Source organism: Arthrobacter sp. GmRoot5-12 (genome assembly GCF_059739365.1).
In genome coordinates, this window is sequence record NZ_AP046056.1 from 4,039,021 (window position 1) to 4,061,067 (window position 22,047).

The 22,047-nt window shown below is 64.3% G+C and carries 21 protein-coding genes; 11 read left to right on the top strand and 10 right to left on the bottom strand.

Going from position 1 to position 22,047, the window contains the following annotated elements:
• Window positions 1-67 precede the first annotated feature (67 nt).
• Window positions 68-2,020 carry a M13 family metallopeptidase gene (locus AC6JAM_RS18750; RefSeq protein WP_497935538.1) on the bottom strand — a complete coding sequence of 651 codons (1,953 nt, stop codon included), beginning with the start codon at window positions 2,018-2,020 and terminating at the stop codon, window positions 68-70.
• 252 nt (window positions 2,021-2,272) lie between these two features.
• On the opposite strand from AC6JAM_RS18750, the gene leuA reads away from it, so the two are divergent.
• From leuA to AC6JAM_RS18765, 3 genes are all read left to right on the top strand, one after another.
• Complete coding sequence (gene leuA, locus AC6JAM_RS18755; RefSeq protein ID WP_497935539.1) at window positions 2,273-4,012, top strand: 2-isopropylmalate synthase; 1,740 nt, start codon at window positions 2,273-2,275, stop codon at window positions 4,010-4,012.
• 85 nt (window positions 4,013-4,097) lie between these two features.
• Window positions 4,098-4,850, top strand: a complete 753-nt coding sequence (gene recO / locus AC6JAM_RS18760; protein WP_018769265.1) for a DNA repair protein RecO — start codon at window positions 4,098-4,100, stop codon at window positions 4,848-4,850.
• Window positions 4,851-4,852: 2 nt separating this feature from the next.
• Complete coding sequence (locus tag AC6JAM_RS18765) at window positions 4,853-5,698, top strand: isoprenyl transferase (protein ID WP_497935540.1); 846 nt, start codon at window positions 4,853-4,855, stop codon at window positions 5,696-5,698.
• A 2-nt stretch (window positions 5,699-5,700) separates the two neighbouring features.
• Here the strand turns inward: AC6JAM_RS18765 and AC6JAM_RS18770 are convergent, their stop codons facing one another.
• On the bottom strand, window positions 5,701-6,660 hold the full coding sequence (locus AC6JAM_RS18770; protein ID WP_497935541.1) for an alpha/beta hydrolase: 960 nt from the start codon (window positions 6,658-6,660) through the stop codon (window positions 5,701-5,703).
• A gap of 135 nt (window positions 6,661-6,795) precedes the next feature.
• Here AC6JAM_RS18770 and AC6JAM_RS18775 point away from each other — a divergent pair, with 135 nt between their 5' ends.
• Window positions 6,796-7,866, top strand: coding sequence for a quinone-dependent dihydroorotate dehydrogenase (locus AC6JAM_RS18775; protein WP_488314600.1), 1,071 nt, complete (start codon window positions 6,796-6,798; stop codon window positions 7,864-7,866).
• 97 nt (window positions 7,867-7,963) lie between these two features.
• On the opposite strand, the gene AC6JAM_RS18780 is transcribed toward AC6JAM_RS18775, so the two are convergent.
• Window positions 7,964-8,566 (bottom strand): DUF3043 domain-containing protein, encoded by a 603-nt coding sequence (locus tag AC6JAM_RS18780; RefSeq protein ID WP_018771080.1) that lies wholly within the window; start codon window positions 8,564-8,566, stop codon window positions 7,964-7,966.
• Window positions 8,567-8,658: 92 nt separating this feature from the next.
• On the opposite strand from AC6JAM_RS18780, the gene AC6JAM_RS18785 reads away from it, so the two are divergent.
• From AC6JAM_RS18785 to AC6JAM_RS18805, 5 genes are all read left to right on the top strand, one after another.
• On the top strand, window positions 8,659-10,113 hold the full coding sequence (locus AC6JAM_RS18785; protein WP_488314601.1) for a dipeptidase: 1,455 nt from the start codon (window positions 8,659-8,661) through the stop codon (window positions 10,111-10,113).
• Between the two features lie 185 nt (window positions 10,114-10,298).
• Window positions 10,299-10,688, top strand: a complete 390-nt coding sequence (locus AC6JAM_RS18790) for a HesB/IscA family protein (protein WP_018771082.1) — start codon at window positions 10,299-10,301, stop codon at window positions 10,686-10,688.
• Between the two features lie 185 nt (window positions 10,689-10,873).
• Window positions 10,874-11,746 carry an aa3-type cytochrome oxidase subunit II gene (gene ctaC, locus AC6JAM_RS18795; protein WP_026266044.1) on the top strand — a complete coding sequence of 291 codons (873 nt, stop codon included), beginning with the start codon at window positions 10,874-10,876 and terminating at the stop codon, window positions 11,744-11,746.
• A 10-nt stretch (window positions 11,747-11,756) separates the two neighbouring features.
• On the top strand, window positions 11,757-13,484 hold the full coding sequence (gene ctaD / locus AC6JAM_RS18800; protein ID WP_018771084.1) for an aa3-type cytochrome oxidase subunit I: 1,728 nt from the start codon (window positions 11,757-11,759) through the stop codon (window positions 13,482-13,484).
• On the top strand, window positions 13,481-13,882 hold the full coding sequence (locus tag AC6JAM_RS18805; RefSeq protein WP_018771085.1) for a cytochrome c oxidase subunit 4: 402 nt from the start codon (window positions 13,481-13,483) through the stop codon (window positions 13,880-13,882). The genes ctaD and AC6JAM_RS18805 overlap by 4 nt, the downstream gene beginning before the upstream one ends.
• 75 nt (window positions 13,883-13,957) lie before the next feature.
• Here the strand turns inward: AC6JAM_RS18805 and AC6JAM_RS18810 are convergent, their stop codons facing one another.
• The gene (locus tag AC6JAM_RS18810; RefSeq protein WP_082581715.1) at window positions 13,958-14,251 is read right to left on the bottom strand and encodes an HPr family phosphocarrier protein; all 294 of its coding nucleotides are present in this window, start codon (window positions 14,249-14,251) and stop codon (window positions 13,958-13,960) included.
• 160 nt (window positions 14,252-14,411) lie between these two features.
• Between AC6JAM_RS18810 and AC6JAM_RS18815 the strand changes: the two genes are divergently transcribed.
• A complete protein-coding gene (locus AC6JAM_RS18815) occupies window positions 14,412-15,182 on the top strand; it encodes a GntR family transcriptional regulator (RefSeq protein ID WP_018771087.1) in 771 nt (256 codons plus the stop codon).
• Window positions 15,183-15,288: 106 nt separating this feature from the next.
• Here the strand turns inward: AC6JAM_RS18815 and qcrB are convergent, their stop codons facing one another.
• The 4 genes from qcrB to ctaE all read right to left on the bottom strand — a co-directional run bounded on the left by qcrB (window position 15,289) and on the right by ctaE (window position 19,658).
• Complete coding sequence (qcrB, locus tag AC6JAM_RS18820; RefSeq protein ID WP_018771091.1) at window positions 15,289-16,959, bottom strand: cytochrome bc1 complex cytochrome b subunit; 1,671 nt, start codon at window positions 16,957-16,959, stop codon at window positions 15,289-15,291.
• Window positions 16,937-18,007 carry a cytochrome bc1 complex Rieske iron-sulfur subunit gene (gene qcrA / locus AC6JAM_RS18825; protein ID WP_026266047.1) on the bottom strand — a complete coding sequence of 357 codons (1,071 nt, stop codon included), beginning with the start codon at window positions 18,005-18,007 and terminating at the stop codon, window positions 16,937-16,939. Before qcrA ends, qcrB begins: the two co-directional genes overlap by 23 nt.
• Before the next feature lie 101 nt (window positions 18,008-18,108).
• Window positions 18,109-18,897, bottom strand: a complete 789-nt coding sequence (qcrC, locus tag AC6JAM_RS18830; protein WP_056390383.1) for a cytochrome bc1 complex diheme cytochrome c subunit — start codon at window positions 18,895-18,897, stop codon at window positions 18,109-18,111.
• Window positions 18,898-18,983: 86 nt separating this feature from the next.
• Window positions 18,984-19,658 carry an aa3-type cytochrome oxidase subunit III gene (ctaE, locus tag AC6JAM_RS18835; RefSeq protein ID WP_223991571.1) on the bottom strand — a complete coding sequence of 225 codons (675 nt, stop codon included), beginning with the start codon at window positions 19,656-19,658 and terminating at the stop codon, window positions 18,984-18,986.
• A 112-nt stretch (window positions 19,659-19,770) separates the two neighbouring features.
• Between ctaE and trpD the strand changes: the two genes are divergently transcribed.
• On the top strand, window positions 19,771-20,826 hold the full coding sequence (gene trpD / locus AC6JAM_RS18840; protein ID WP_018771095.1) for an anthranilate phosphoribosyltransferase: 1,056 nt from the start codon (window positions 19,771-19,773) through the stop codon (window positions 20,824-20,826).
• 15 nt (window positions 20,827-20,841) lie between these two features.
• Here trpD and AC6JAM_RS18845 read toward each other — a convergent pair whose 3' ends face one another.
• Both AC6JAM_RS18845 and AC6JAM_RS18850 read right to left on the bottom strand, forming a co-directional pair.
• Window positions 20,842-21,123 carry an Lrp/AsnC family transcriptional regulator gene (locus tag AC6JAM_RS18845; protein ID WP_043456257.1) on the bottom strand — a complete coding sequence of 94 codons (282 nt, stop codon included), beginning with the start codon at window positions 21,121-21,123 and terminating at the stop codon, window positions 20,842-20,844.
• Window positions 21,124-21,238: 115 nt separating this feature from the next.
• A complete protein-coding gene (locus AC6JAM_RS18850; protein WP_043425344.1) occupies window positions 21,239-21,640 on the bottom strand; it encodes a DUF3054 domain-containing protein in 402 nt (133 codons plus the stop codon).
• Window positions 21,641-22,047 lie beyond the last annotated feature (407 nt).

Sequence of the window (22,047 nt, forward strand, 5' to 3'; positions counted from 1 at the left end):
GCAGTACCTCCGGCAGGCAACAAAATGGGCCCCGCCGGCAACGGCGGGGCCCATTTCTGTTATGCGGCTACCAGATGCTGACCCGCTCGGCGGGCGGCATCCACATGCCGTCCTCCTCGGTGACGTCGAACGCTTCGTGGAACGGGTCCAGGTTCCTGGCGATCGCGTTGGTCCGGAACTCGTTGGGGGAGTGGGGATCGGTGGCAAGGCGCCGGATGGCCTCCTCCTGCCGGATGACCTGGCGCCAGCCTGCTGCCCAGGAAGCGAAGAAGCGCTGTTCACCGGTCAGCCCGTCCAGGACCTCCGGTTCCTTCCCGTCCAGACTGATCTGGTAGGCCTTGTAGGCGATGGTCAGGCCTGCCAGGTCACCAATATTTTCGCCCAATGTCAGGCGTCCGTTGACGTGGTGTCCGGGCGCTGCAGCGGGGGAGAGCGCATCGAACTGGGCCACAAGCCGCGCCGTCAGCGCCTCGAAAGCCTGGCGGTCCTGGTCCGTCCACCAGTTGCGGAGCGCTCCGCCGCCGTCGAACTGTGAGCCCTGGTCATCAAAGCCATGCCCGATCTCGTGGCCGATGACGGCGCCAATGCCGCCGTAGTTCACGGCGTCGTCCGCGTCGGCGGTGAAGAAGGGCGGCTGCAGGATCGCTGCCGGGAACACGATTTCGTTCATCATCGGGTGGTAGTAGGCGTTAACCGTCTGCGGCGTCATCAGCCACTTGTTCCGGTCCACCGGCTTGCCCACCTCATCCAGGTGCCTGTCGACGTCGGCATTGTGGGCGCGTTCGACGTTCCCCAGGAGGTCCTCGGGGTCGATCTCCACGGCTGAGTAGTCAATCCACTCGTCCGGGTAGCCGATCTTGGCCCGGAAGGCCTCCAGCTTCCGGAGGGCCTCGGCCTTGGTGTCCCCGCCCATCCATGCAACGTCATTAATGCTGCGGCGGTAGGCCTCGATAAGGTTGGCCACCAGGGTCTGCATCCGTGCCTTGTGCGATTCGGGGAAATGGCGGGCCACGTAGATCTGGCCCACAGCTTCACCAAGGGCGGCTTCGACGACGCCAACGCCGCGCTTCCACCGGTCCTTGTTGCGGGGCGTGCCGCTGATCGTGGTGCCGTAAAACGCGAAATTGGCGTCCACAAAGGCTGCCGACAGATAAGGTGCAGCGGCGCTGATGACGCGCATGGCCAGCCACTCCTGCCACGTTGCCACCGGAACTTCGTCCAGGAGGCCGGCGGCACCGGTGAAGAAGTCAGGGGTGCTCACCACGATTTCCGTACGCTTGTCTGCGTCGATTCCCGCGGCGTCGAACCACGTGGCCAGGAGGGGGAACAGCGCATTGGCTTCCTCCGCCGTCTTCAGGTTGTAGGTCTTTTGCGGATCCCGGAGGGTGACATTGTCCCAGTGGTGGGACGCGAGCTTGGTCTCCAGTTCGACAACCCGCCCGGCCGCACCATGGGGATCGGCCACCCCGGCCAGTTCAAACATTTTCTGCACGTGCGCGGCGTAGGCCGCCACGATGGGTGCGAACTTCTCTTCCCGGTAGTACGACTCGTCGGGAAGGCCCAGGCCACCCTGCCCGGTGTACAACAGGACCCGGTCAGGGTTCCCCGCATCGGGGGCCGGGTAGATGTAGAAAAGCCCGCCCACGTCCGCACGGAACAACCGGCCCGCCAGTGCGATGAGGTCAGCTACCGAGCCCGTGGCGAACACGTCGCCGAGCCGCCCGCGGATCGGCTCCATGCCCTTGGCTTCCACCGTCGCTTCGTCCATGAAGCTGTTGTAGAGGCCGCCGATCTTCCGTTCGATCCCGCTGGCGTCCGCGCCCTTGGCCGCCGCCTCCTCGATGATGTCCCGGACAGCGATTTCGGACCCGTCGCGAAGAGCGGTGAAGGTTCCCTCCAGGGGCCGGTCGTCCGGAATTTCGGTGGCTTTCAACCAGGCGCCGTTGACATGTTGGTAAAGGTCGTCCTGAGGCCGGACTGTGTGATCAATGGTGGACAGATCGATCCCCGAAATGGGCACTGCAACTCCTTTGCTGGAACGCCTGCGTCCGGCTGACCACCGGAGGCGTCTGCATGCTGGACTTTACGGACGGTAGTGCCCTTTCATCTTACGCACCCGTGTTACGCTCAAAGAGTGCGTGCAGAGTTCCTTCTCCTTAGCTGCCGCGGCGAGGCCACAGACGCTATCTAGCGCACGGCCCACCCTCGCTGCGGAGTTTGTGTTGCCCGGCCACCCTTTCACTGAAGATCGATAGAAAAGGCCACGAACATCATGCGTAACGCACAAAAGCCCTCCGGAATGCCCGCCCACCGGTACACGCCCTTCCAGGACCTGATCAAGGTTGAACTGCCGGACCGCACCTGGCCGGACAAGATCATCACCAAGGCCCCGCGGTGGTGCGCGGTGGACCTGCGCGACGGAAACCAGGCCCTGATCGATCCCATGAGCCCGGCGCGCAAGATGAAGATGTTCGACCTGCTGGTCCGCATGGGCTACAAGGAAATCGAGGTCGGTTTCCCGTCCGCTTCCCAGACGGACTTCGACTTTGTCCGCCAGCTCATCGAGGGCAACCACATCCCGGACGACGTCACCATCCAGGTCCTGACGCAGGCGCGGGAACACCTCATCGAACGGACCTACGAGTCCCTGGTGGGTGCCAAGCAGGCCATTGTCCACCTCTACAACTCCACGTCCGTGCTGCAGCGGCGCGTGGTCTTCAACCAGGACGAGGACGGCATCCTGGACATCGCACTGCAGGGTGCCCGCCTGTGCAAGAAGCACGAGGAAACACTCGTGGACACGCACGTGACCTACGAGTACTCCCCGGAGTCCTTCACGGGTACGGAGCTCGAGTACGCCGTCCGGGTGTGCAACGCCGTCGCCGATGTCTTTGAAGCGTCCGCCGACCGGCAGGTGATCATCAACCTGCCCGCCACGGTGGAAATGGCCACGCCCAACGTCTACGCCGATTCCATCGAGTGGATGAGCCGGCACCTGCACCCGCGGGACGGCATCATCCTGTCCCTGCACCCGCACAACGACCGCGGAACCGGCGTCGCCGCCGCCGAGCTGGGCTACATGGCAGGCGCCGACCGCATCGAGGGCTGCCTCTTCGGGAACGGCGAACGCACAGGAAACGTGGACCTGGTGACGCTGGGCCTGAACCTGTTCGTCCAGGGCATCGACCCCATGATCGACTTCTCCAACATCGACGACGTCCGGCGCACCGTGGAGTACTGCAACCAGCTGCCCGTCCCGGAACGTTCGCCGTACGGCGGCGACCTGGTGTTCACCGCCTTCTCCGGCTCCCACCAGGACGCCATCAAGAAGGGCTTCGAAGCGCTGGAGCGCGATGCTGCAGCAGCCGGCAAGCCCGTGGACGACTTCACCTGGCAGGTTCCGTACCTCCCCGTGGATCCCAAGGACCTGGGCCGCAGCTACGAGGCCGTCATCCGGGTGAACTCCCAGTCCGGCAAGGGTGGCGTGGCCTACCTGCTGAAGAACGAGCACAGCCTGGACCTGCCGCGCCGCGCGCAGATCGAATTCTCCGGCGTCATCCAGCGCCGCACCGACACCGTGGGCGGGGAAGTCAGCGGCGCGCAGCTGTGGCAGATCTTCCAGGACGAATACCTGCCGTCCGGCCGGGCCGACGGGCAGTGGGGCCGTTACTCGCTGGGGGCCGTCAAGACGGAAACAGACGCCGACGGCGGCATGACGCTGCACGCGTCGCTCACCATCGATGGTGCCCAGGTCAGCCGCACCGGCACCGGCAACGGCCCCATTGCGGCCCTGCTGAACATCCTGCATGAGGACGGCGTGGATGTCCGCGTGCTGGACTACAGCGAACACGCGTTGTCCGAAGGCGGCAACGCCATGGCCGCGGCCTACGTCGAATGCGCGGTGGGGGAGCGGGTGCTGTGGGGTGTAGGCATCGATGCCAACACCAGCATGTCCTCCCTCAAGGCCGTGATCTCCGCGGTCAACCGCGCCATCCGGGACGCCCAGGCCTGATACCCGCCGGTGGTGCCGCCGGTTTCCTCCGGAGGCACCGCCGTGGCCGGGCAGCGAGCTGCCGGGCAGGATGGGAAGATAGAGCGTGGTCCAACACTCTTTTGCCTCCCGGGCGTACCGGGACGACGCCGTGGTGCTCCGTACCCACAAGCTGGGCGAGGCGGACCGGATCATCACGCTCCTGACGAAGCACCACGGGCAGGTCCGTGCCGTCGCCAAGGGAGTGCGCCGCACCAGCAGCCGTTTCGGTGCCCGGCTTGAGCCCTTCATGGTGGCCGATCTCCAGTTGGTGTCAGGGCGGACGCTGGACATCGTCACGCAGGCCGTGGCAAAGGGTGCATACGGCGGAAGCATCGCCGCGGACTACGGCAGGTATACGGTGGCCGCCGCCATGACGGAGACGGCTGAGAAACTGACGGACGTCGACGGCGAGGCCGGTACCGCACAATACAACCTGCTGGTGGGCGCCCTCGCTGCGCTGAGCCGCAACGAACATGCGGCTGGCCTCATCCTGGACTCCTACCTTCTGCGCGCCCTTGCCACCGGCGGGTGGGCGCCCAGTTTCACGGACTGCTCCCGCTGCGGCATGCCGGGCCCGCACACGGCCTTCTCCGCGCCCCTTGGCGGCATGGTTTGTGCACAGTGCCGGCCGCCCGGTTCCCCCGCACCCGCTGCAGAGACCGTGACGCTGCTGGCAGCGCTGCTGACCGGGGACTGGACGACGGCGGATGCTTCCCTGCCGCAGCATCGCAAGGAAGCAGCGGGCCTGGTGGCCGCGTACCTGCAGTGGCATCTGGAACGAGTACTGAAATCCCTCAAACATGTGGAGCGTAGCTGACAGTGGCCCTGGGAAAAAAGAACAACGCACCGCGCCGGCGCACGCATCCCGTGGTGGCGCCGTACCCGCACCCGTCCGGCGCGGTGGCACCCACTATTCCGGCTGAATTCATTCCCCGGCACGTGGCCATCGTCATGGACGGCAACGGCCGCTGGGCCAACCAGCGGGGATTGCCGCGGATCGAGGGGCACAAGGCAGGGGAGCCGGCGCTGCTCGATGTCATGGCAGGGGCCATCGAACTGGGCATCGAGTACGTCAGCGTGTACGCGTTCTCCACGGAAAACTGGCGCAGGTCGCCTGAGGAAGTCCGCTTCCTGATGGGATTTAACAAGGATGTGCTGCGAAGGCAGCGGAACCAGTTGGACGACTGGGGCGTGCGGGTCCGCTGGGCGGGGCGCCGGCCGCGGCTGTGGGGTTCGGTCATCCGTGAGCTGGAGGAAGCCGAAGACTTCACGGCGGCCAACACCACCTGTAACTTGACCATGTGTGTTAATTACGGCGGCAGGGCAGAGATCACTGACGCGGTCTCAGCGATTGCCGCCGATGTGGCGGCAGGCAAGTTGAAGCCTGGCGCCATTACCGAGCGGACCATCCAGAAGTACCTGGACGAGCCCGACCTGCCTGACGTGGACCTGTTCCTGCGCAGCTCGGGGGAGCAGCGGCTGTCCAACTTCATGCTCTGGCAGTCGGCCTACGCGGAGTTCGTGTTCATGGACACGCTGTGGCCGGATGTGGACAGGCGCACGCTCTGGGCCGCCGTCGAGGAGTATGCCAGGCGGGACCGCCGGTACGGTGGCGCCGTGGACGCCGCCGCTGCTCCCTCGGCGCCCGCTGCCCCGGCGGAATAGCTTCATCCATACGCCCGCAACCAGCGGGCCAGCCGCCTGTAGGCATCGGCCCGGACCGGTTCGGGTGACAGGAAGACGTCGTGCAGCGCGCCGTCGATCCGCTCCACGGTTACGGTGCGGCCCAGGGTGAGGGCCCTGGCGCTGATGGTGTTGACGTCCAGGACCGCGTCGGTCCGGCGCATTTCCTCGGACCAGAGGAGCCCGTTCGCGCTGCCCTTGGAAAGCAGTACCAGGATCGGCGCCTGGATCCCCAGGCCGCGGGCCACCTTCGCCTGCCCGGCGAGCACCGCCCTAAGCCAGCCGGCGCGCACCGGAAAGGCCATGCGGGGGCGGTACCGCTCGTCAAGCGGCCACTCGCCGTCGGCAGAGCTGCTGATGGTCCGCCAGTAGTGGCCGCGTTCCGGCAGCCGGAGGACCATCTCAGGGCGGAAGCGGGCCAAGGGGCGCACCATGCTGGATGCAGCGCGCCGCACCAGCGGACTGCCGTGCATTTCCAGCCATGGACTGTTGAGGATCAGCAGCGAAACAGCTTCCGGATGGCGGGTGGTCCACAGGGCTGCCACCAGGCCGCCCGTGGAGTGGCCCATCAGGGCCAGGGGACCCGGTGCGCCTGCATCCCGGATGATGCGGATTGCCTCTTCGATTTCAGCGTCGTAGGCGGCGAGGTCGGCCACGTACCCGCCCGGTGCTTCCGGACGAAGGCTTCGTCCGTGGTTGTGCATGTCCAGGGCATAGAAGTCGTAGCCGGCCGCAGCCCAGAACCGTGCCAGGTCCACGTTGAAGAAATAATCGCTCCAACCGTGCAGGAAGAGCACGGCCCGGCGGCTGCCGCCGGCAGGGTCCCTGTCGGGAGATGGCCGGACGCGCACCAGCGTTGCCCTCCGTTCAACCCCGTCACGTCCGGTGGCCGCGAAGGAGTGTGACTCGAAGTCACTGCCCAGGATGTCCTGCTGCCACTGCATGCCCTCATGCTAAACCGGCACACCGGACCGCGCTGTCCGAACTGCGGCGCCCGAACTGCGCTTTCCGAACTGTGCTGTTCGAACTTCGGCGTCTCCGTTTTGGTGCGGCGCCCCCGGAGACGGGAAACTGGAGGCATGCGCGTTTATCCCACTTTCTTCAGGCTGGCCTTTTCATGGATGGACGCCGAGCGCGCCCACAAGATCGGATTCAAGGGGATACGGCTCGCACATTCTTCCGGTGCGGGGAGAGTCCTGCGGAAACTGACTGCTCCGGCGCCGTCGCTCCAGACCACAGCCTTTGGCGTCACCTTTCCGTCACCGTTCGGGCTCGCTGCCGGCTTCGACAAGGAAGGGCACGGCATCGAGGCCCTCACGGAGCTTGGATTCGGACACATTGAAGTGGGCACCATCACCGGCCAGGCCCAGCCCGGCAACGAAAAGCCGCGCTTGTTCCGCCTTGTCCAGGACCGGGCCGTCATCAACCGGATGGGATTCAACAACGACGGCGCCTCCGCCGTTGCACCCCGGCTCAAGGCAGCACGCGCCGCGCTCCAGTGGCGGTACCCGGAGGTTCGTCCGGTCATCGGCGTCAATATCGGCAAAACCAAGGTGGTGGAACTGGCCGATGCCGTGGACGACTACCTGGTGAGCGCCCGCAGCCTGGCGCCTGCCGCCGACTATTTGGTGGTAAACGTCAGTTCCCCCAACACCCCGGGCCTGCGGTTGCTCCAGGACGTGGAGACGCTCCGGCCGCTCCTGACAGCCGTTGGGCAGGAAGCGGACCGGGCCGCGGGCCGGCATGTGCCCCTGCTGGTCAAGATTGCCCCGGACCTCAGCGATGAGGACATCGACGACGTCGCGCGCCTTGCCCTCGACCTGAAGCTGGACGGCATCATCGCCACCAACACCACCATTGGCCGTTCAGGACTGTCCTCGCCGGCAGAAGAGGTGGCGAAGTGCGGAGCCGGCGGCCTCTCCGGTGCACCATTGAAGCAGCGATCGCTGGAGGTGCTGAAGCGGCTCAGGAACGCTACGGGCGACGCCCTGACCTTGGTGTCCGTTGGCGGCGTGGAGTCGGCCCGGGACGTCCAGGAAAGGCTGGACGCCGGTGCAACCCTGGTGCAGGGCTACACCGCGTTCCTTTACGAAGGACCGTTCTGGGCGGCACGGATCAACAAGCAGTTGGCAAAGAACCGCCGCTCCTAGGCGCTGCAGGCAGGTTGCTGCGGGAAAGCGGATCCCGATAAAAACGAAAAGCCCGGCGGAACACCGCCGGGCTTTTCGTTCTCAAGTGGATGCAGGGTCAGGCAGGGTACTGTCCGCGCTGGACCTGGGGCTTGGGCAGCCGCAGTTTCCGGAACTGCAGGGACCGCATGGAGCCGTACCAGACAGTACCGCGCTCCACCTCGCCGAACTTTTCCGCCAGCCGCTTGCGGAGCTTGCGCGACAGAATGAAGACGTCCACGAAGACTGCCAGGAACATGACCCAGAAAGCGCCCAGGACGTAAATCATCATGTCGCTGGAGGCCGGGACCACCAGGGAAACCAGCACAAAGACCAGGGCGCCGAACATCAGGTATTCGCCAAGGTTGAACCGCGCATCCACAAAGTCGCGGGCAAACCGTTTCTGCGGACCCTTGTCGCGCAGCGGCAGGAACTTCTCGTCGCCGGTGTCCATGGCCCGCCGCATCTTGAGGCGCTGGTCCTGGATGGCCTGGCGTTCGGCAGCCTTGGACGCCTTGCGGTCCTCAGGCACGAGTGGGCGCTTGCGGGCAGCTTCCTGGGCCTTCCGGGTGGGGGTAGGGGCACCCTTGCCCGCGGCACTGTTCTGCCGCGCCGCCGTCTCCGCTGCCTGCTGGTCTATGGTTTCCTGCGCCGAGGGCGCTTCTTTTCTACGTCCGAACACCACAACAGAATACCTTGCAGCAGCCCGCCCGCTGCCTGCCCCCGCGTCTGCGGCGGCAGGCCGCGGAATGTGACGGGGGTAATGTTTTGGCCATGACTTCATCACCCGCGGCCACCCCGCACAGCACCACCGGAACATCAGGACCAGGCCCTGAGGCCATCGGCAGGACGGAAGATCTCCGTGCTGCGGTGGACCGTTCCTTCGATCAAACTTTGGCACGTCTCAAGGACCTCGTGGCCATCCCGGGCATCGCCTGGCCAAGCTTCGACCGCATGCCACTGGAGCGCAGCGCGGAGGCCGTCGCCGAACTCCTCCGGGGTGTGGGGATCGGCGGGGTCCAGGTCCTGTCCGTCAACAAGGCCGACGGCACGCCAGGCGGGCCGGCCGTCGTCGCCCGCCGGCCTGCCGCAAAAGGAAAACCGACCATCCTGCTTTACGCCCACCATGACGTCCAGCCGGTGGGGGACGAGTCCCTGTGGGAAACAACGCCGTTTACCGCCGTCGAGAAGGACGGCCGCCTCTACGGCCGCGGCGCCGCTGACGACAAAGCCGGCATCATGGCACACATTGCTGCTTACGCAGCCGTTTCGGAAGTCCTCGCCGATTCCCTGGGGCTGGGCGTCACCTTCTTCATCGAGGGGGAGGAGGAAGCAGGGTCGCCCACGTTCCGGACATTCCTGGAGGCGAACCGCGAGCTGCTCCGCGCAGACGTCATTGTGGTGGCCGACTCCAGCAACTGGAAGGTCGGCGTACCTGCCCTGACCACCAGCCTGCGTGGGCTCGTGGATGGCACGATTGAGGTGCAGGTCCTTGACCATGCGGTGCATTCCGGCATGTACGGCGGCCCGGTGCTGGATGCCCCCACCCTGCTGTCCCGCCTGATCGCCACCCTTCACGACACGGATGGGAACGTGGCCATTGAGGGCCTGGTGTCCAGCGACACGGCCGGGGTCGACATGCCGGAGGCGGATTACCGCGCCGATGCCTCCGTGCTCGACGGCGTCCGGCTGGCTGGAACGGGAAGCATCGCCTCGCGGCTGTGGTCCAAGCCGGCATTGTCAATCATCGGCTTCGACGCACCCGCCGTGGACGTTGCCTCCAACACCCTCCTTCCGCGCGCACGGGCAAAGTTCAGCCTGCGGCTGGCGCCGGGCCAGGTTCCCGCGGAGGCCATGGAGGCGGTCCGCCGCCACGTGGAGGCCAACGCCCCATTTGGTGCGAAGGTCGTCTTCACTCCGGGGGAGGCAGGCAATCCGTTCCGGACGGACACTTCCTCTGCTGCGGCAACGGTTGCCATGTGGGCCCTGGGCGAGGCCTGGGGAGTTCCCGCCGTCGAAACCGGAATCGGCGGTTCCATCCCGTTCATTGCCGACCTGACGGACCTGTACCCCGAAGCGCAAATCCTGGTGACGGGCGTGGAAGACCCGGATTCACGGGCACACAGTGCCAACGAGTCCCTGCACATCGGTGACTTCCGCAACGCCATCCTGGCCGAGGCCCTCATGCTCGCGCGGCTGAACAGTGAAGGCCTTTCAACCGGCAAGTGATGGGCCTTCCGTCGTGAACGCCGGGCAGGCGGCTGTCAGGGAACAACCGGCGTGCTTTGACGGTTACGCCAGGAGTTAGAGCTACAGGACTGCCGCGCGTAGCATGTAGCTATAGCCCATACCGTATTTGTAGGGGCAGGCGCCGTTACGGCGACGCCGCCAGACCGTCCTAAGAAGGTAGGCCAATGAGCACCGCAACCAACGAAAACAGCACCGCCGCCACAAGCGTGGCCAGCGACGAACTGCCCGTTCACGAGGTCAACCTGACCGATGTCGCTGCAGGCAAGGTCCGCAGCCTCCTGGAACAGGAAGGCCGCACCGACCTGCGCCTGCGCGTGGCCGTGCAGCCTGGCGGATGCTCGGGGCTGATCTACCAGCTCTACTTCGACGAACGGCTCCTTGATGGTGATGCCGTGCGCGACTTCGACGGCGTCGAAGTCGTCGTGGACAAGATGAGCGTGCCGTACCTGAGCGGCGCCAGCATCGACTTCGAAGACACCATCTCCAAGCAGGGCTTCACCATCGACAATCCGAACGCCGGCGGCTCCTGCGCCTGCGGCGATTCATTCCACTAAGCCGGTTATTTCGCCTGATGTCCGCGCCGGGTTTCCTGCCGTCCAAAACGGCATGGGGGCTCGGCGCCGACATGTGGGCGAAACGCCCGGCGGAGCGGTAAGCTCTACACCGAGTAGTAAAACTCTTTTGTGCCCGGAGCGCCGATGGCTGCCCGGACAACAGCAACAAGTAGGAAGGGCCGTCTGTGAGTTCGCAGAACCGAACCGGCAGCCGACGCAAAACGATCACCACGATCTCAAGCTTGGCAATTGCCGGCGCGTTGGTTTTGACCGGATGTTCGCCAGAGGTAGAGAAAGGGTGGATGCCCACTGAACGTGGCACCACCAGCAACACCGACCGCATCATGGACCTCTGGGTCAACTCATGGATTGCTGCGCTCGTGGTGGGCACCATTACGTGGGGCCTGATCATCTGGTGCCTGGTCGCTTACCGCCGCCGCAAGGGAACCGTGGGCTTCCCCCGGCAGACCAGCTTCAACCTTCCGCTGGAAGTTTTCTACCTGACCATCCCCATCTTCATGGTCCTGGTGTTCTTCTACTTCACGGACCGCGACCAGCAGGCGATCGATGACCGTTCACAGCCGGCCGACGTCGTAGTGGACGTCCGCGGCAAGCAGTGGGCCTGGGACTTCAACTACAAGTCCGGCGACGTCATCCAGGAAGACCTGCACGAAGCCGGTGTCCAGGCCCACCTCACCGGCAACACCATCGACAAGGAACAGCTCCCCACCCTGTACCTGCCGGTGAACAAGTCTGTTGACCTCGAACTCAACGCCCGCGATGTCATCCACTCCTTCTGGGTACCCGCCTTCCTGCAGAAGCGCGACATGATCCCCGGCAAGACCAACTACATCCGGTTCACCCCCACTAAAGAGGGCACTTACGACGGCAAATGTGCCGAACTCTGCGGCGAGTACCACTCCGAAATGCTGTTCCGCGTCAAGGTGGTGTCGGAATCCGAATTCCAGGCCCACATGGACCAGCTCAAGGCCGAAGGCAACACCGGCCTGCTCGGTGCCGAGTACGACCGCAACCCGAACCTGAACGAAACCAAGTAAGGGGAGCGACGTGGCTACGTACACCCAATCCGCACCTGCGGGAGTCCTGTCGGCTCCCGTGGTACCTAAATCCAAGGGGCGCATCGTCGTCAACTGGATCACCTCCACCGACCACAAGACCATCGGGTACATGTACCTGATTGCGTCCTTCGTGTTCTTCTGCCTGGGCGGTGTCATGGCGCTGCTCATCCGCGCCGAGCTGTTCGAGCCCGGCATGCAGATCCTGCAAACCAAGGAGCAGTACAACCAGCTGTTCACCATGCACGGCACGGTGATGCTGCTGATGTTCGCCACCCCGCTGTTTGCCGGGTTCGCCAACGTGATCATGCCGCTGCAGATCGGCGCTCCTGACGTGGCCTTCCCGCGCCTGAATGCGTTGGCCTTCTGGTTCTTCCTGTTCGGTTCCACCATCGCGGTGTCCGGCTTCATCACCCCGCAGGGCGCAGCGTCCTTTGGCTGGTTCGCCTATGCGCCGCTGTCGAACACGACGTTCACCCCGGGCATCGGCGGTGACCTGTGGGTCTTCGGCCTGGCGCTGTCCGGCTTCGGCACCATCCTTGGTGCGGTCAACTTCATCACCACCATCATCTGCATGCGCGCCCCGGGCATGACCATGTGGCGGATGCCCATCTTCACCTGGAACACCCTGATCACCGCCATCCTGGTGCTCATGGCATTCCCGCCGCTGGCCGCCGCCCTGTTCGCGCTCGGCGCGGACCGCAAGTTCGGCGCCCACATCTTCGACCCCGAGAACGGCGGCGCTGTTCTTTGGCAGCACCTGTTCTGGTTCTTCGGCCACCCGGAGGTGTACATCATTGCGCTGCCGTTCTTCGGCATCGTGTCGGAGATCTTCCCGGTCTTCAGCCGCAAGCCGATCTTTGGCTACAAGGGCCTGGTCTACGCCACTATCGCCATTGCAGCCCTGTCCGTGACGGTGTGGGCCCACCACATGTACGTCACCGGCGCCGTCCTGCTGCCGTTCTTCTCCTTCATGACCATGCTCATCGCGGTGCCCACCGGCGTAAAGTTCTTCAACTGGATCGGCACCATGTGGCGCGGCTCGTTGACCTTCGAAACGCCGATGCTCTGGAGCATCGGCTTCATGATCACCTTCCTCTTCGGCGGCCTCACCGGCATCATCCTGGCCTCCCCGCCGCTGGACTTCCACGTTTCGGACTCCTACTTCGTGGTGGCGCACTTCCACTACGTGGTGTTCGGCACCGTGGTGTTCGCCATGTTCGCCGGGTTCTATTTCTGGTGGCCCAAGTGGACCGGCAAGATGCTCAACGAGCGCCTGGGCAAGATCCACTTCTGGCTGCTGTTCCTGGGCTTCCACGGCACCTTCCTGATCCAGCACTGGCTCGGCGTCGAGGGCATGCCCCGCCGCTACGCCGACTACCTCGTGGAGGACAACTTCACCTGGATGAACCAGTTCTCCACCGTGGCATCGTTCGTGCTGGGTGCGTCACTGATCCCGTTCTTCTGGAACGTCTACATCACCTGGCGCAGCGCCGAAAAGGTCCAGGTTGATGATCCGTGGGGCTTCGGTGCTTCGCTGGAGTGGGCCACGTCCTGCCCGCCGCCGCGCCACAACTTCACGTCCCTGCCCCGGATCCGTTCGGAGCGTCCCGCCCTGGACCTGCACCACCCGGAACTTCGTCAGGTCCACACCGTTGAGTCGCCGGCACCCGCAGCAGCGGTCCTCGGCAACGCCGACCAGAAGGACACCGCACAGTGAAAATCGAATCCTGGATCTTTGGTTCTGGAGTCTTCTTCTTCGTTCCCGTCGCTCTGGTCTACGGATTCCTGACCAACTGGGGTGAGTGGGTCGGCATCCTGGGCATCCTGCTTGTGGGTGGCCTCGCCGGCATGATCGGGGCCTACCTCGGCTTCACCGGAAGGCGCGTCGGTCTTCGTCCCGAGGACCGCAGCGACGCTGAAATCCACGAAGGCGCCGGCGAGCAGGGGCACTTCAGCCCCTGGAGCTGGTGGCCTCTGGTCCTGGGCATCGCCTGCGCCACCGGCTTCCTGGGCCTGGCCGTAGGCGCCTGGGTCATCTTCATCGCAGGTGGCCTCGCCATCGTGGCCCTCGTGGGCTGGGTGTACGAGTACAGCCGCGGTGACCACGCGCACTAAGCAAGCAAACGAATAACGACGTCGGGCCCCACCTTCCGGTGGGGCCCGACGTCGTTATTGCGCTTTTGGAAGCCCCTAGATGGCTCCCTGCGACTCTAAAAGTCCTCGAAGCTCCCGCAGCGCGTTCTCGGCCTGCTCGCGCCCCAGGCCGCCTTCCAGCGCACTGTCGCTAATGGACAGCTCCACCTCACAGCCTTGTGGGAAGTCAGCCGTCATCACCTGAAGCAGGGAACGGGCATCGGCCTTGTCTGCGCCTGCCTTGCTGATGGTCACCGGCAGGCCCGTGTCGGTGACGGCTCGGACAAACACCGCGGCGGAACGTGCATGCAGGCCCGCGGGCGCTGCCACCACGGCCTTTTCTGTTGGCAAAGGGACTCCTTCTGTGAAAGACGGCCCCCTCCGTCTCGTGGCAAAATTTCCAGACCAAATATAGCTGCCTGCACGGATGCGGCGCGAAAGATTGCCGCGGTCCGTGGCTGGTCTAGACCGTTCTAAAATTGAGGGGACACCCAACGGCAGGAGAACGATCATGGCAGCTGGCGCCGCCGCAATCACGGGGGAAATAGACCGCAGCAGCGGAACGGCCATCTACGTCCAACTCCGGGAAATCCTTCGCGCGTACATCGCGGAGTCATGCCCGCCGGGTTCAGCCCTGCCCTCGGAACGGGACCTCGCCGAACGGTTTGGGCTTGCAAGGATGACGGTGCGGCAGGCCATCGATGCACTGGTGGGGGAGGAGGTCATCGAGCGGGTGGTGGGCCTGGGAACCTTCGTCCGGCGGCCGAAAGTCGACCTGCAGGTGAAGCTCACGTCCTACAGCGAAGAAATGCAGCGGCGCGGCATGGTGCCTGCCGCCAAAGTGCTCAGCTTCGAACAGATCGGTGCCAGTGCGTTCCTGGCCCGTGAATTGCAGCTGGACGAGGGCACCCCGCTGGTCCGCTTCCGCCGGCTGCTTCTTGCGGATGGGGAGCCCATGAGCGTGGACGAAAACTTCATACCGGCTCATCGGGTCCCGGGACTGCTGGACGGCGAGCCGCCCACGTCGCTCTACAACGTCCTCAGCGAGCAGTACGGGCTTGTTATGGAATGGGGGGAGGACATGATCGAGGCGACGGCGGCGTCACCGTCCACGGCGCGCCTCCTCAACGTCGAGGTGGGGGCACCATTGCTGAAGATCCAGCGGCATGCCTTTGTGGCCCGGGCAATGGTTGACTACTCGGTCTCCTACTACCGTGCGGACCGGTACAAGCTGTGGGTGCCCCTGCAGCGGCCCGGAGCCAGGAGGGCCCGCAACCACTAGCCGCCCCAACCATCCGTTCCCCTGCGGGGGGCGTGGGCAGCACACCCCAGGAAAACAGGAAAGGCCCGATCCGGATGGATCGGGCCTTTCCTGTTGGAACAGAAGCCTAGTGGGTCAGGCTCTTGCTTCCTTCTGCCGCCTCAACAGCCTCGTGTCCGTGGCCGTGTGCGGCCTCCAGCTCAGCGGGCGTGGCCGGGGCCACGCGGTCCTCGAAGAACCAGCGGGAGAGGAATGCGCGGCGCTTTTCCTTGCGGGTGACCACGCCGTGCTCGTTGGGGACCGCAGGAAGGACCTGAGGTGACTCAAAGCCCACCAGCTTGTACCGCTTGTACTCATCCAGGGGCGCGTGCACCTCGATGAACTCACCGTGGGGAAGACGGACGATGCGTCCGGTTTCACGGCCGTGGAGGGCGATCTCCCGGTCCTTGCGCTGAAGCGCCAGGGCAACGCGCTTGGTAACCACGAATGCGATCACCGGACCGATGAAGAACAGGGCCCGCAGCCAGTACGTGACGTCGTTCAGGGAAACGTGGAAGTGCGTGGCGATGAGGTCCGAACCAGCAGCGGCCCACATGACGCAGTACCAGACGAAACCTGCCATGCCGATGGCGGTACGGGTGGGCGCGTTCCTGGGGCGGTCCAGGACGTGGTGTTCACGGTCGTCCTTGGTCACCCAGCGCTCGATCCACGGGTACGTGAACATCACGGTGAACAGGATCCCGGCCGGCACGAGGGCCGGCAGCAGGACGTTGAATGTGAAGACGTGTCCGAAGAAGATCTGCTCCACGTGCCAGTTGCCGAAGGTGCCCGGCATCAACCGGAGTGCGCCGTCGACGAAACCGATGTACCAGTCAGGCTGCGTACCGGCCGACACAGGGGAGGGGTCGTACGGGCCGTAGTTCCAGATCGGGTTGATGGTGAAGAACGCGGCCATCAGGGCAATGACGCCGAAGACGATGAAGAAGAATCCACCGGCCTTCGCTGCGTACACCGGACCGAGGGGGTAGCCGACGACGTTGTTGTCGTTGCGTCCCGGACCCGGGTACTGCGTGTGCTTGTGCACCACCACCATGAACAGGTGGGCCACGATCATCAGCAGGATCAAGGCCGGTACCAGCAGGATGTGCAGCATGTACAGGCGGCTGATGATGGCCGTTCCCGGGAATTCCCCGCCAAACAGGAAGAACGAGATGTACGTTCCGATGACCGGAATGGACTTGATGACACCGTCGATGATGCGCAGGCCGTTGCCGGACAGCAGGTCATCGGGGAGCGAGTAGCCGGTAAAGCCTGCAGCCATCGCCAGGATGAGCAGGACACAGCCCACAACCCAGTTCATTTCACGCGGCCGGCGGAACGCACCGGTGAAGAAGACCCTCAGCATGTGTACTGCCACCGACGCAACGAACAGCAGTGCTGCCCAGTGGTGCACCTGGCGCATGAACAGGCCACCACGGACATCGAAGGAGATGTTCAGCGATGAGCTGTACGCCACCGACATCTCCACGCCCTTCAGCGGAACGTAGCCGCCGTCGTAGTGCGTCTCCGCCATTGACGGGTCGAAGAAGAACGTCAGGAAGGTACCCGACAGCAGCAGGATGACGAATGAGTACAGCGCCACTTCACCAAACATGAACGACCAGTGGTCCGGGAAGACTTTGCGGCCGAACTCGCGGAGGATCCCCGAACCGCCGACTCGTGAGTCGACGAAGTCGGTGATCCGACCTGTCTTGGTTTTGGCGACGAAAGCCGGCTCAGCTGTTGATGCTGCGCTCATGCGAATCACGCTCCCAGTAACTTGGTCCTACGGGTTCATGGAAGTCGCTGGTAGCGACCAGGTAGCCCTCGTCATCAACTGCGATGGGCAGCTGGGGGAGAGGACGGCTGGCGGGGCCGAAGATCACCTTGCACTCCTGCGTGAGGTCAAAGGTGGACTGGTGGCACGGGCACAGCAGGTGGTGCGTTTGCTGCTCGTACAGAGCAACGGGGCAGCCAACGTGGGTGCAGATCTTCGAGTAGGCAACGATGCCGTTGTAGCCCCACTCTTCGCGGCCCTTGGACGGGTTGAGCGATGCGGGATCAAGGCGCATGAGCAGCACAACGGACTTTGCCTTCTCGTTGAGCTTGCCTTCCTCGAGTTCGTTCAGGCCTTCCGGGATGACGTGGAAGGCCGAGCCGATGGTGACATCCGAAGCCTTGATGGGAGTTCCGTCAGGGTCACGGGTCAGGCGCTTGCGCTTTCCGTCCTGGGGGGCCCACATGGTGTGTGCGAGCTTGTCGTCCGGACGGGGTCCGAGGTCACCGAAGATGGCGACGGCGGGAAGCGGGGCGAGCGCCACAGCACCGAGCAGGGTGTTGCGGATCAGCGGACGGCGCTTGATGCCGGTCTCTTCCACGATGTCGTCGACGATGCGGACAGCCGCCTGGCGGTCCTCCTCGTAGCGGATGGCGTGGCGTTCTTCGGAGACTTCGTGGTCGGGCATCAGGGCCTTGGCCCAGTGCACGATGCCGGTACCGATACCCAGCATGGCGAAGGCAGTACCTACACCGAGCAGGGCGTTCTGGAGCCGGATGGTGGCGATGCTGGAGTCATCACCCAAATCAATGGCGAAGTACGCCACCAGGAAGATCAGGGTTCCAACAACAGAGATGCCAAATAGTAAGGCGACCTGCCGTTCTGCCCGCTTTGCGGCCTTCGGGTCCGTGTCAGCCAGGCGCAAACGATGCGGGGGAATTCCAGGATCCTGGAACTTCTCCACCTCATTCTGACCAGCCGTAGCTACGGTGCCCGAGTGGTTCGGACTGCCGTCACTATGGTTGCCCATAATTCGCCTCATCCTTCTCTCGTCCCGGCGGTTGTGCCGGGTTAGTTTCTAATTTCAAGCTGCTGACTGGGCAGCAGAAGTTGTGTGCTTCCCGCGGAAAGTCAGGACGTCCTGGAAGTCAGCCAGATGGTGAAGGCGATAATGACGCCCAAGCCGGCAACCCATACGAACAGGCCTTCAGCGACGGGGCCAAGCGAACCCAGGTCGGCACCGCCCGGCGAACCGGTGGTCTCGATCTGCTTCAGGAAGGTGATGATGTCCTTCTTGCCTTCGGGGGTGATGTTGGCATCGTTGAAGACGGGCATGTTCTGCGGGCCCGTGGCCATGGCCTCGTAGATGTGCTTGCCGCTGACGTCGGCCAGGGCGGGCGCGAACTTGCCCTGGGTCAGCGCGCCGCCGGCTGCGGCGGCGTTGTGGCACATGGCGCAGTTGGTGCGGAAGAGCTCCCCGCCGGCTGCGGCGTCGCCGCCGCCGTTTGTCAGGTCTTCTGCAGGAATTGCCGGGCCGGCTCCCAGCGAAGCGACGTACGCTGCAAGCTGTGAGGTCTGCTGTTCGTTGAACTGGACCGGCTTTTTCATTGCCTGGGGACCGTTCATCTGCATCGGCATGCGCCCGGTGCCCACCTGGAAGTCAACAGCGGCAGCGCCGACGCCAACCAGGGAGGGGCCATCCTTGGAACCACTGGCGCCCATGCCGTGGCAGGTGGCGCAGTTGGCGGCAAACAGCTTGCCGCCCTCTTCGACGTCGCTTGCGCTTGCGGTGGTGGTGCTCGCCTTGGCCTCATTCATGGAGGTTGCCACGGCGTACAGCCCACCCGTGATGAGGAGCCCCATCAGAAGCAGCGCTATTGCTGCCAGTGGGTGACGCCGCTTTTGTGAGAGTGCCTTCACGTGGTGGTTCCTTTATTCGATCCTGCGCCGGCTCCGGGAGCCGCTACCTGAAATTCTGCCTCTTGTAGAAAAAGAATCAAAGCTGGCTACTTGAGTACGTAGATGACCAGGAAGAGGCCGATCCACACGACGTCAACGAAGTGCCAGTAGTACGAGGTGACGATCGCGGACGTAGCTTCAAAGTGTCCGAACTTCTTCGCGGCAAAGGACCGGCCCATGATGAGCAGGAAGGCGATAAGCCCGCCGATGACGTGCAGGCCGTGGAAGCCGGTGGTCATGTAGAAGGCAGAGCCGTAGGCGTTGGAGGAAAGCGAGACGTGCTCGGAAACCAGCATCGCGTATTCGGTGGTCTGGCCGGCAACGAAGAACGCACCCATGAGGAACGTCAGGGTGAACCATTCGTTCATTCCCCAACGGGCGAACTGAAGGGCACCTCCGGTACGCCGGGGCTGCAGCCGCTCTGCGGCGAAGACGCCCATCTGGCAAGTAAAGGAACTGGCCACAAGGACAATCGTGTTGACGAGCGCAAAGGGGAAGTTGAGCTTGGCTGTCTCTTCAGCCCACATTTCACCGCTCGTGGAGCGGAGCGTGAAGTACATGGCGAAAAGACCGGCGAAGAACATCAACTCGCTGGACAGCCACACAACGGTTCCGACAGAAACCATGTTGGGGCGGTTCAGCGTTGGGTGCGCCGGGGTACTGGGGGCATGGGTCGCAGATGTCACATAGACATTATGTCTGTAAAAGTCCGTGCTGCCCAACGCAAACCGCCTTTTGGGAGGACTTTTTCTACAAAGACGCGAAATTGCCCGGAAAAGTTCCCGGCACCGTTCACATTGGTCAGTGCCTGCCATCGCTCGATAGCATCAGCAGGTGACTTCACAGGCATCTGCAGCGTCCGGCAACACCTGGCCCCGGCTGATCTCGGCACTGATCAAGGGCAATGACCTTACGGCGGAGAACACGTCCTGGGCCATGGACACCATCATGTCCGGCGAAGCCACGCCGGCCCAGATCGCCGGATTCCTGGTGGCCCTCAGCGCCAAGGGCGAAACCGTGGATGAGCTTTCCGGCCTGGTTGAGGCGATGCTGGCGCATGCCAACCCGGTGGAAATTTCCGGCGAGAAGCTGGATATCGTCGGCACCGGTGGTGACCAACTTAACACCGTCAACATCTCCACCATGGCCGCGCTTGTGGCCGCCGGGGCCGGCGCAAAGGTGGTGAAGCACGGCAACCGGGCCGCGTCGTCGTCGTCGGGATCCGCTGACGTGCTCGAAGCGCTCGGCGTCCGGCTCGACCTGTCCATTGCGCAGGTGGCCCGGAACGCCGAAGAGGCGGGTATCACATTCTGTTTCGCGCAGGTGTTCCACCCGTCATTCCGCCATACCGCGGTACCCCGGCGCGAATTGGCAATACCTACCGCATTCAACTTCCTGGGACCGCTGACCAACCCTGCCAAGGTGCAGGCGTCGGCCGTCGGCGTGGCCAATGCGCGGATGGCGCCGCTCGTTGCAGGCGTCCTGGCCCGGCGGGGGAGCAGGGGGCTGGTGTTCCGGGGCAACGACGGCCTGGACGAACTCACCACCACCGGCCCGTCCACCGTGTGGGAGATCCGCGGCGGGGGCGTCACTGAACTGTTCTTCTCCCCGGAGGACCTTGGCATCAGCCTGGCCACCGTTGAGCAGCTTCGCGGCGGTGATGCAGTGGCAAACGCAGGAGTTGTCCGTGACGTGCTTGCCGGCAAGGAGGGTCCTGCCCGGGACGCGGTCCTGGTGAATGCGGCGGCAGGCCTGGTTGCCTTCGACCGTGAAGCGGAAGGCCCGTTCCTGGCGAGGATGCAGAAGGCCTACGCGCGGGCTGCGCAATCGATAGATTCCGGCGCCGCTGCAGCCGTCCTGGACCGTTGGGTGTCCCTGTCCCGCGCCTGAGGACGGCTTGGCGGGTTACTGCTCGAAGCCCAGGGAAAAGGCAGCGTCGAGATCGTGCTGTGAGTACGCCCGGAATGCGATGTGCGTGGTGGTGTGGACCACTGCAGGAACCTTGGAGAGCCGGTCGGCGATAACATCAGCCAGGTCCTCGTGCCGGTGGACGCGCGCCACCGCAATCAGATCCCATTCTCCAGTGACGGAGTACACCTCACTGATGCCTTCGATGGCTGAGATTTCCTCCGCAGTCTCGGGAATGCGGGCGGCGTCAGTCTTGATCAGAACAAATGCGGTGACCACGTTTGTACCCCTTCGATCAGTTCCGCCGCAGCAAGTCACGGCAGGTTTCTCTCTACTGCCAGCCTATTACACGGGCGTCCTTTTCCCGGCAGCCCGCCCTTCGGGCGGAGAGCCCCTATCGGCGGCGGAGACGCGCGGCACCGGCAGCCAGGAGCCGGTAGCCCACGAGGAACGTTGCGAGGGCCAGCGTGGCAACGATGACGAAGGGGAGGACAACCGTCTGTGCGGTCAGCGCGCGCAAAAGCATGCCGCCGATGAGGCTGCCGAGCCAGACCGGAACACCCGCCCGGAGGGCAGACAAAGGGCTGCGCCAGGCGCGGGAAACGACCCATCCCGCTGCCGCGCCGGCAAGGAAGGGCCATGCAGTCAGCAGCACACCCAGGATGGGCTCCTCGCGGTGGTGCGCGTCGCGGCCGATGGCGGCGAACGCAAGGATCAGCACGACATCGGCAGCCGCCGCTGCCAGCACCGTTTTTCCGGACGTTGTAGCTGCCGCCTTCGTTTTCAAGGAACTCATGGTTTCGAGCTTAGCCGTCACGCCTCCTCGAGCTTGACCCAGGACCTCACATGAAGCGGGGGAGCGGAGGCGGAATCGGCATGCAGTATGGTCTCAGCAGGAGCAGAGGTCAGTCCCGCTGTACTGGAGACATGTGTGAATAAAGCTTTGTGGATTTGCAGCCTGGTTGGTGCCGCCGTCGGGATCAGTGTGGGTTTGGCGGTGTTCCATACTCCTTTTTGGGGCTGTGCGCTTGGGTTGGGAATCGGCGCGGTCGTTGGGGCCTCAATGCAGCGCCGCCGTTAGCATGCCGGCAAGGCAGGACCTTGCGGTTGCCTTGACCCCGTCCGGATCACCGGCAGCTGTCCCGGCGTCAGCAGCCCACCGGTCAGCCTCCCCTGGGGCTGGATGATGGTGGGGTCCCTGAG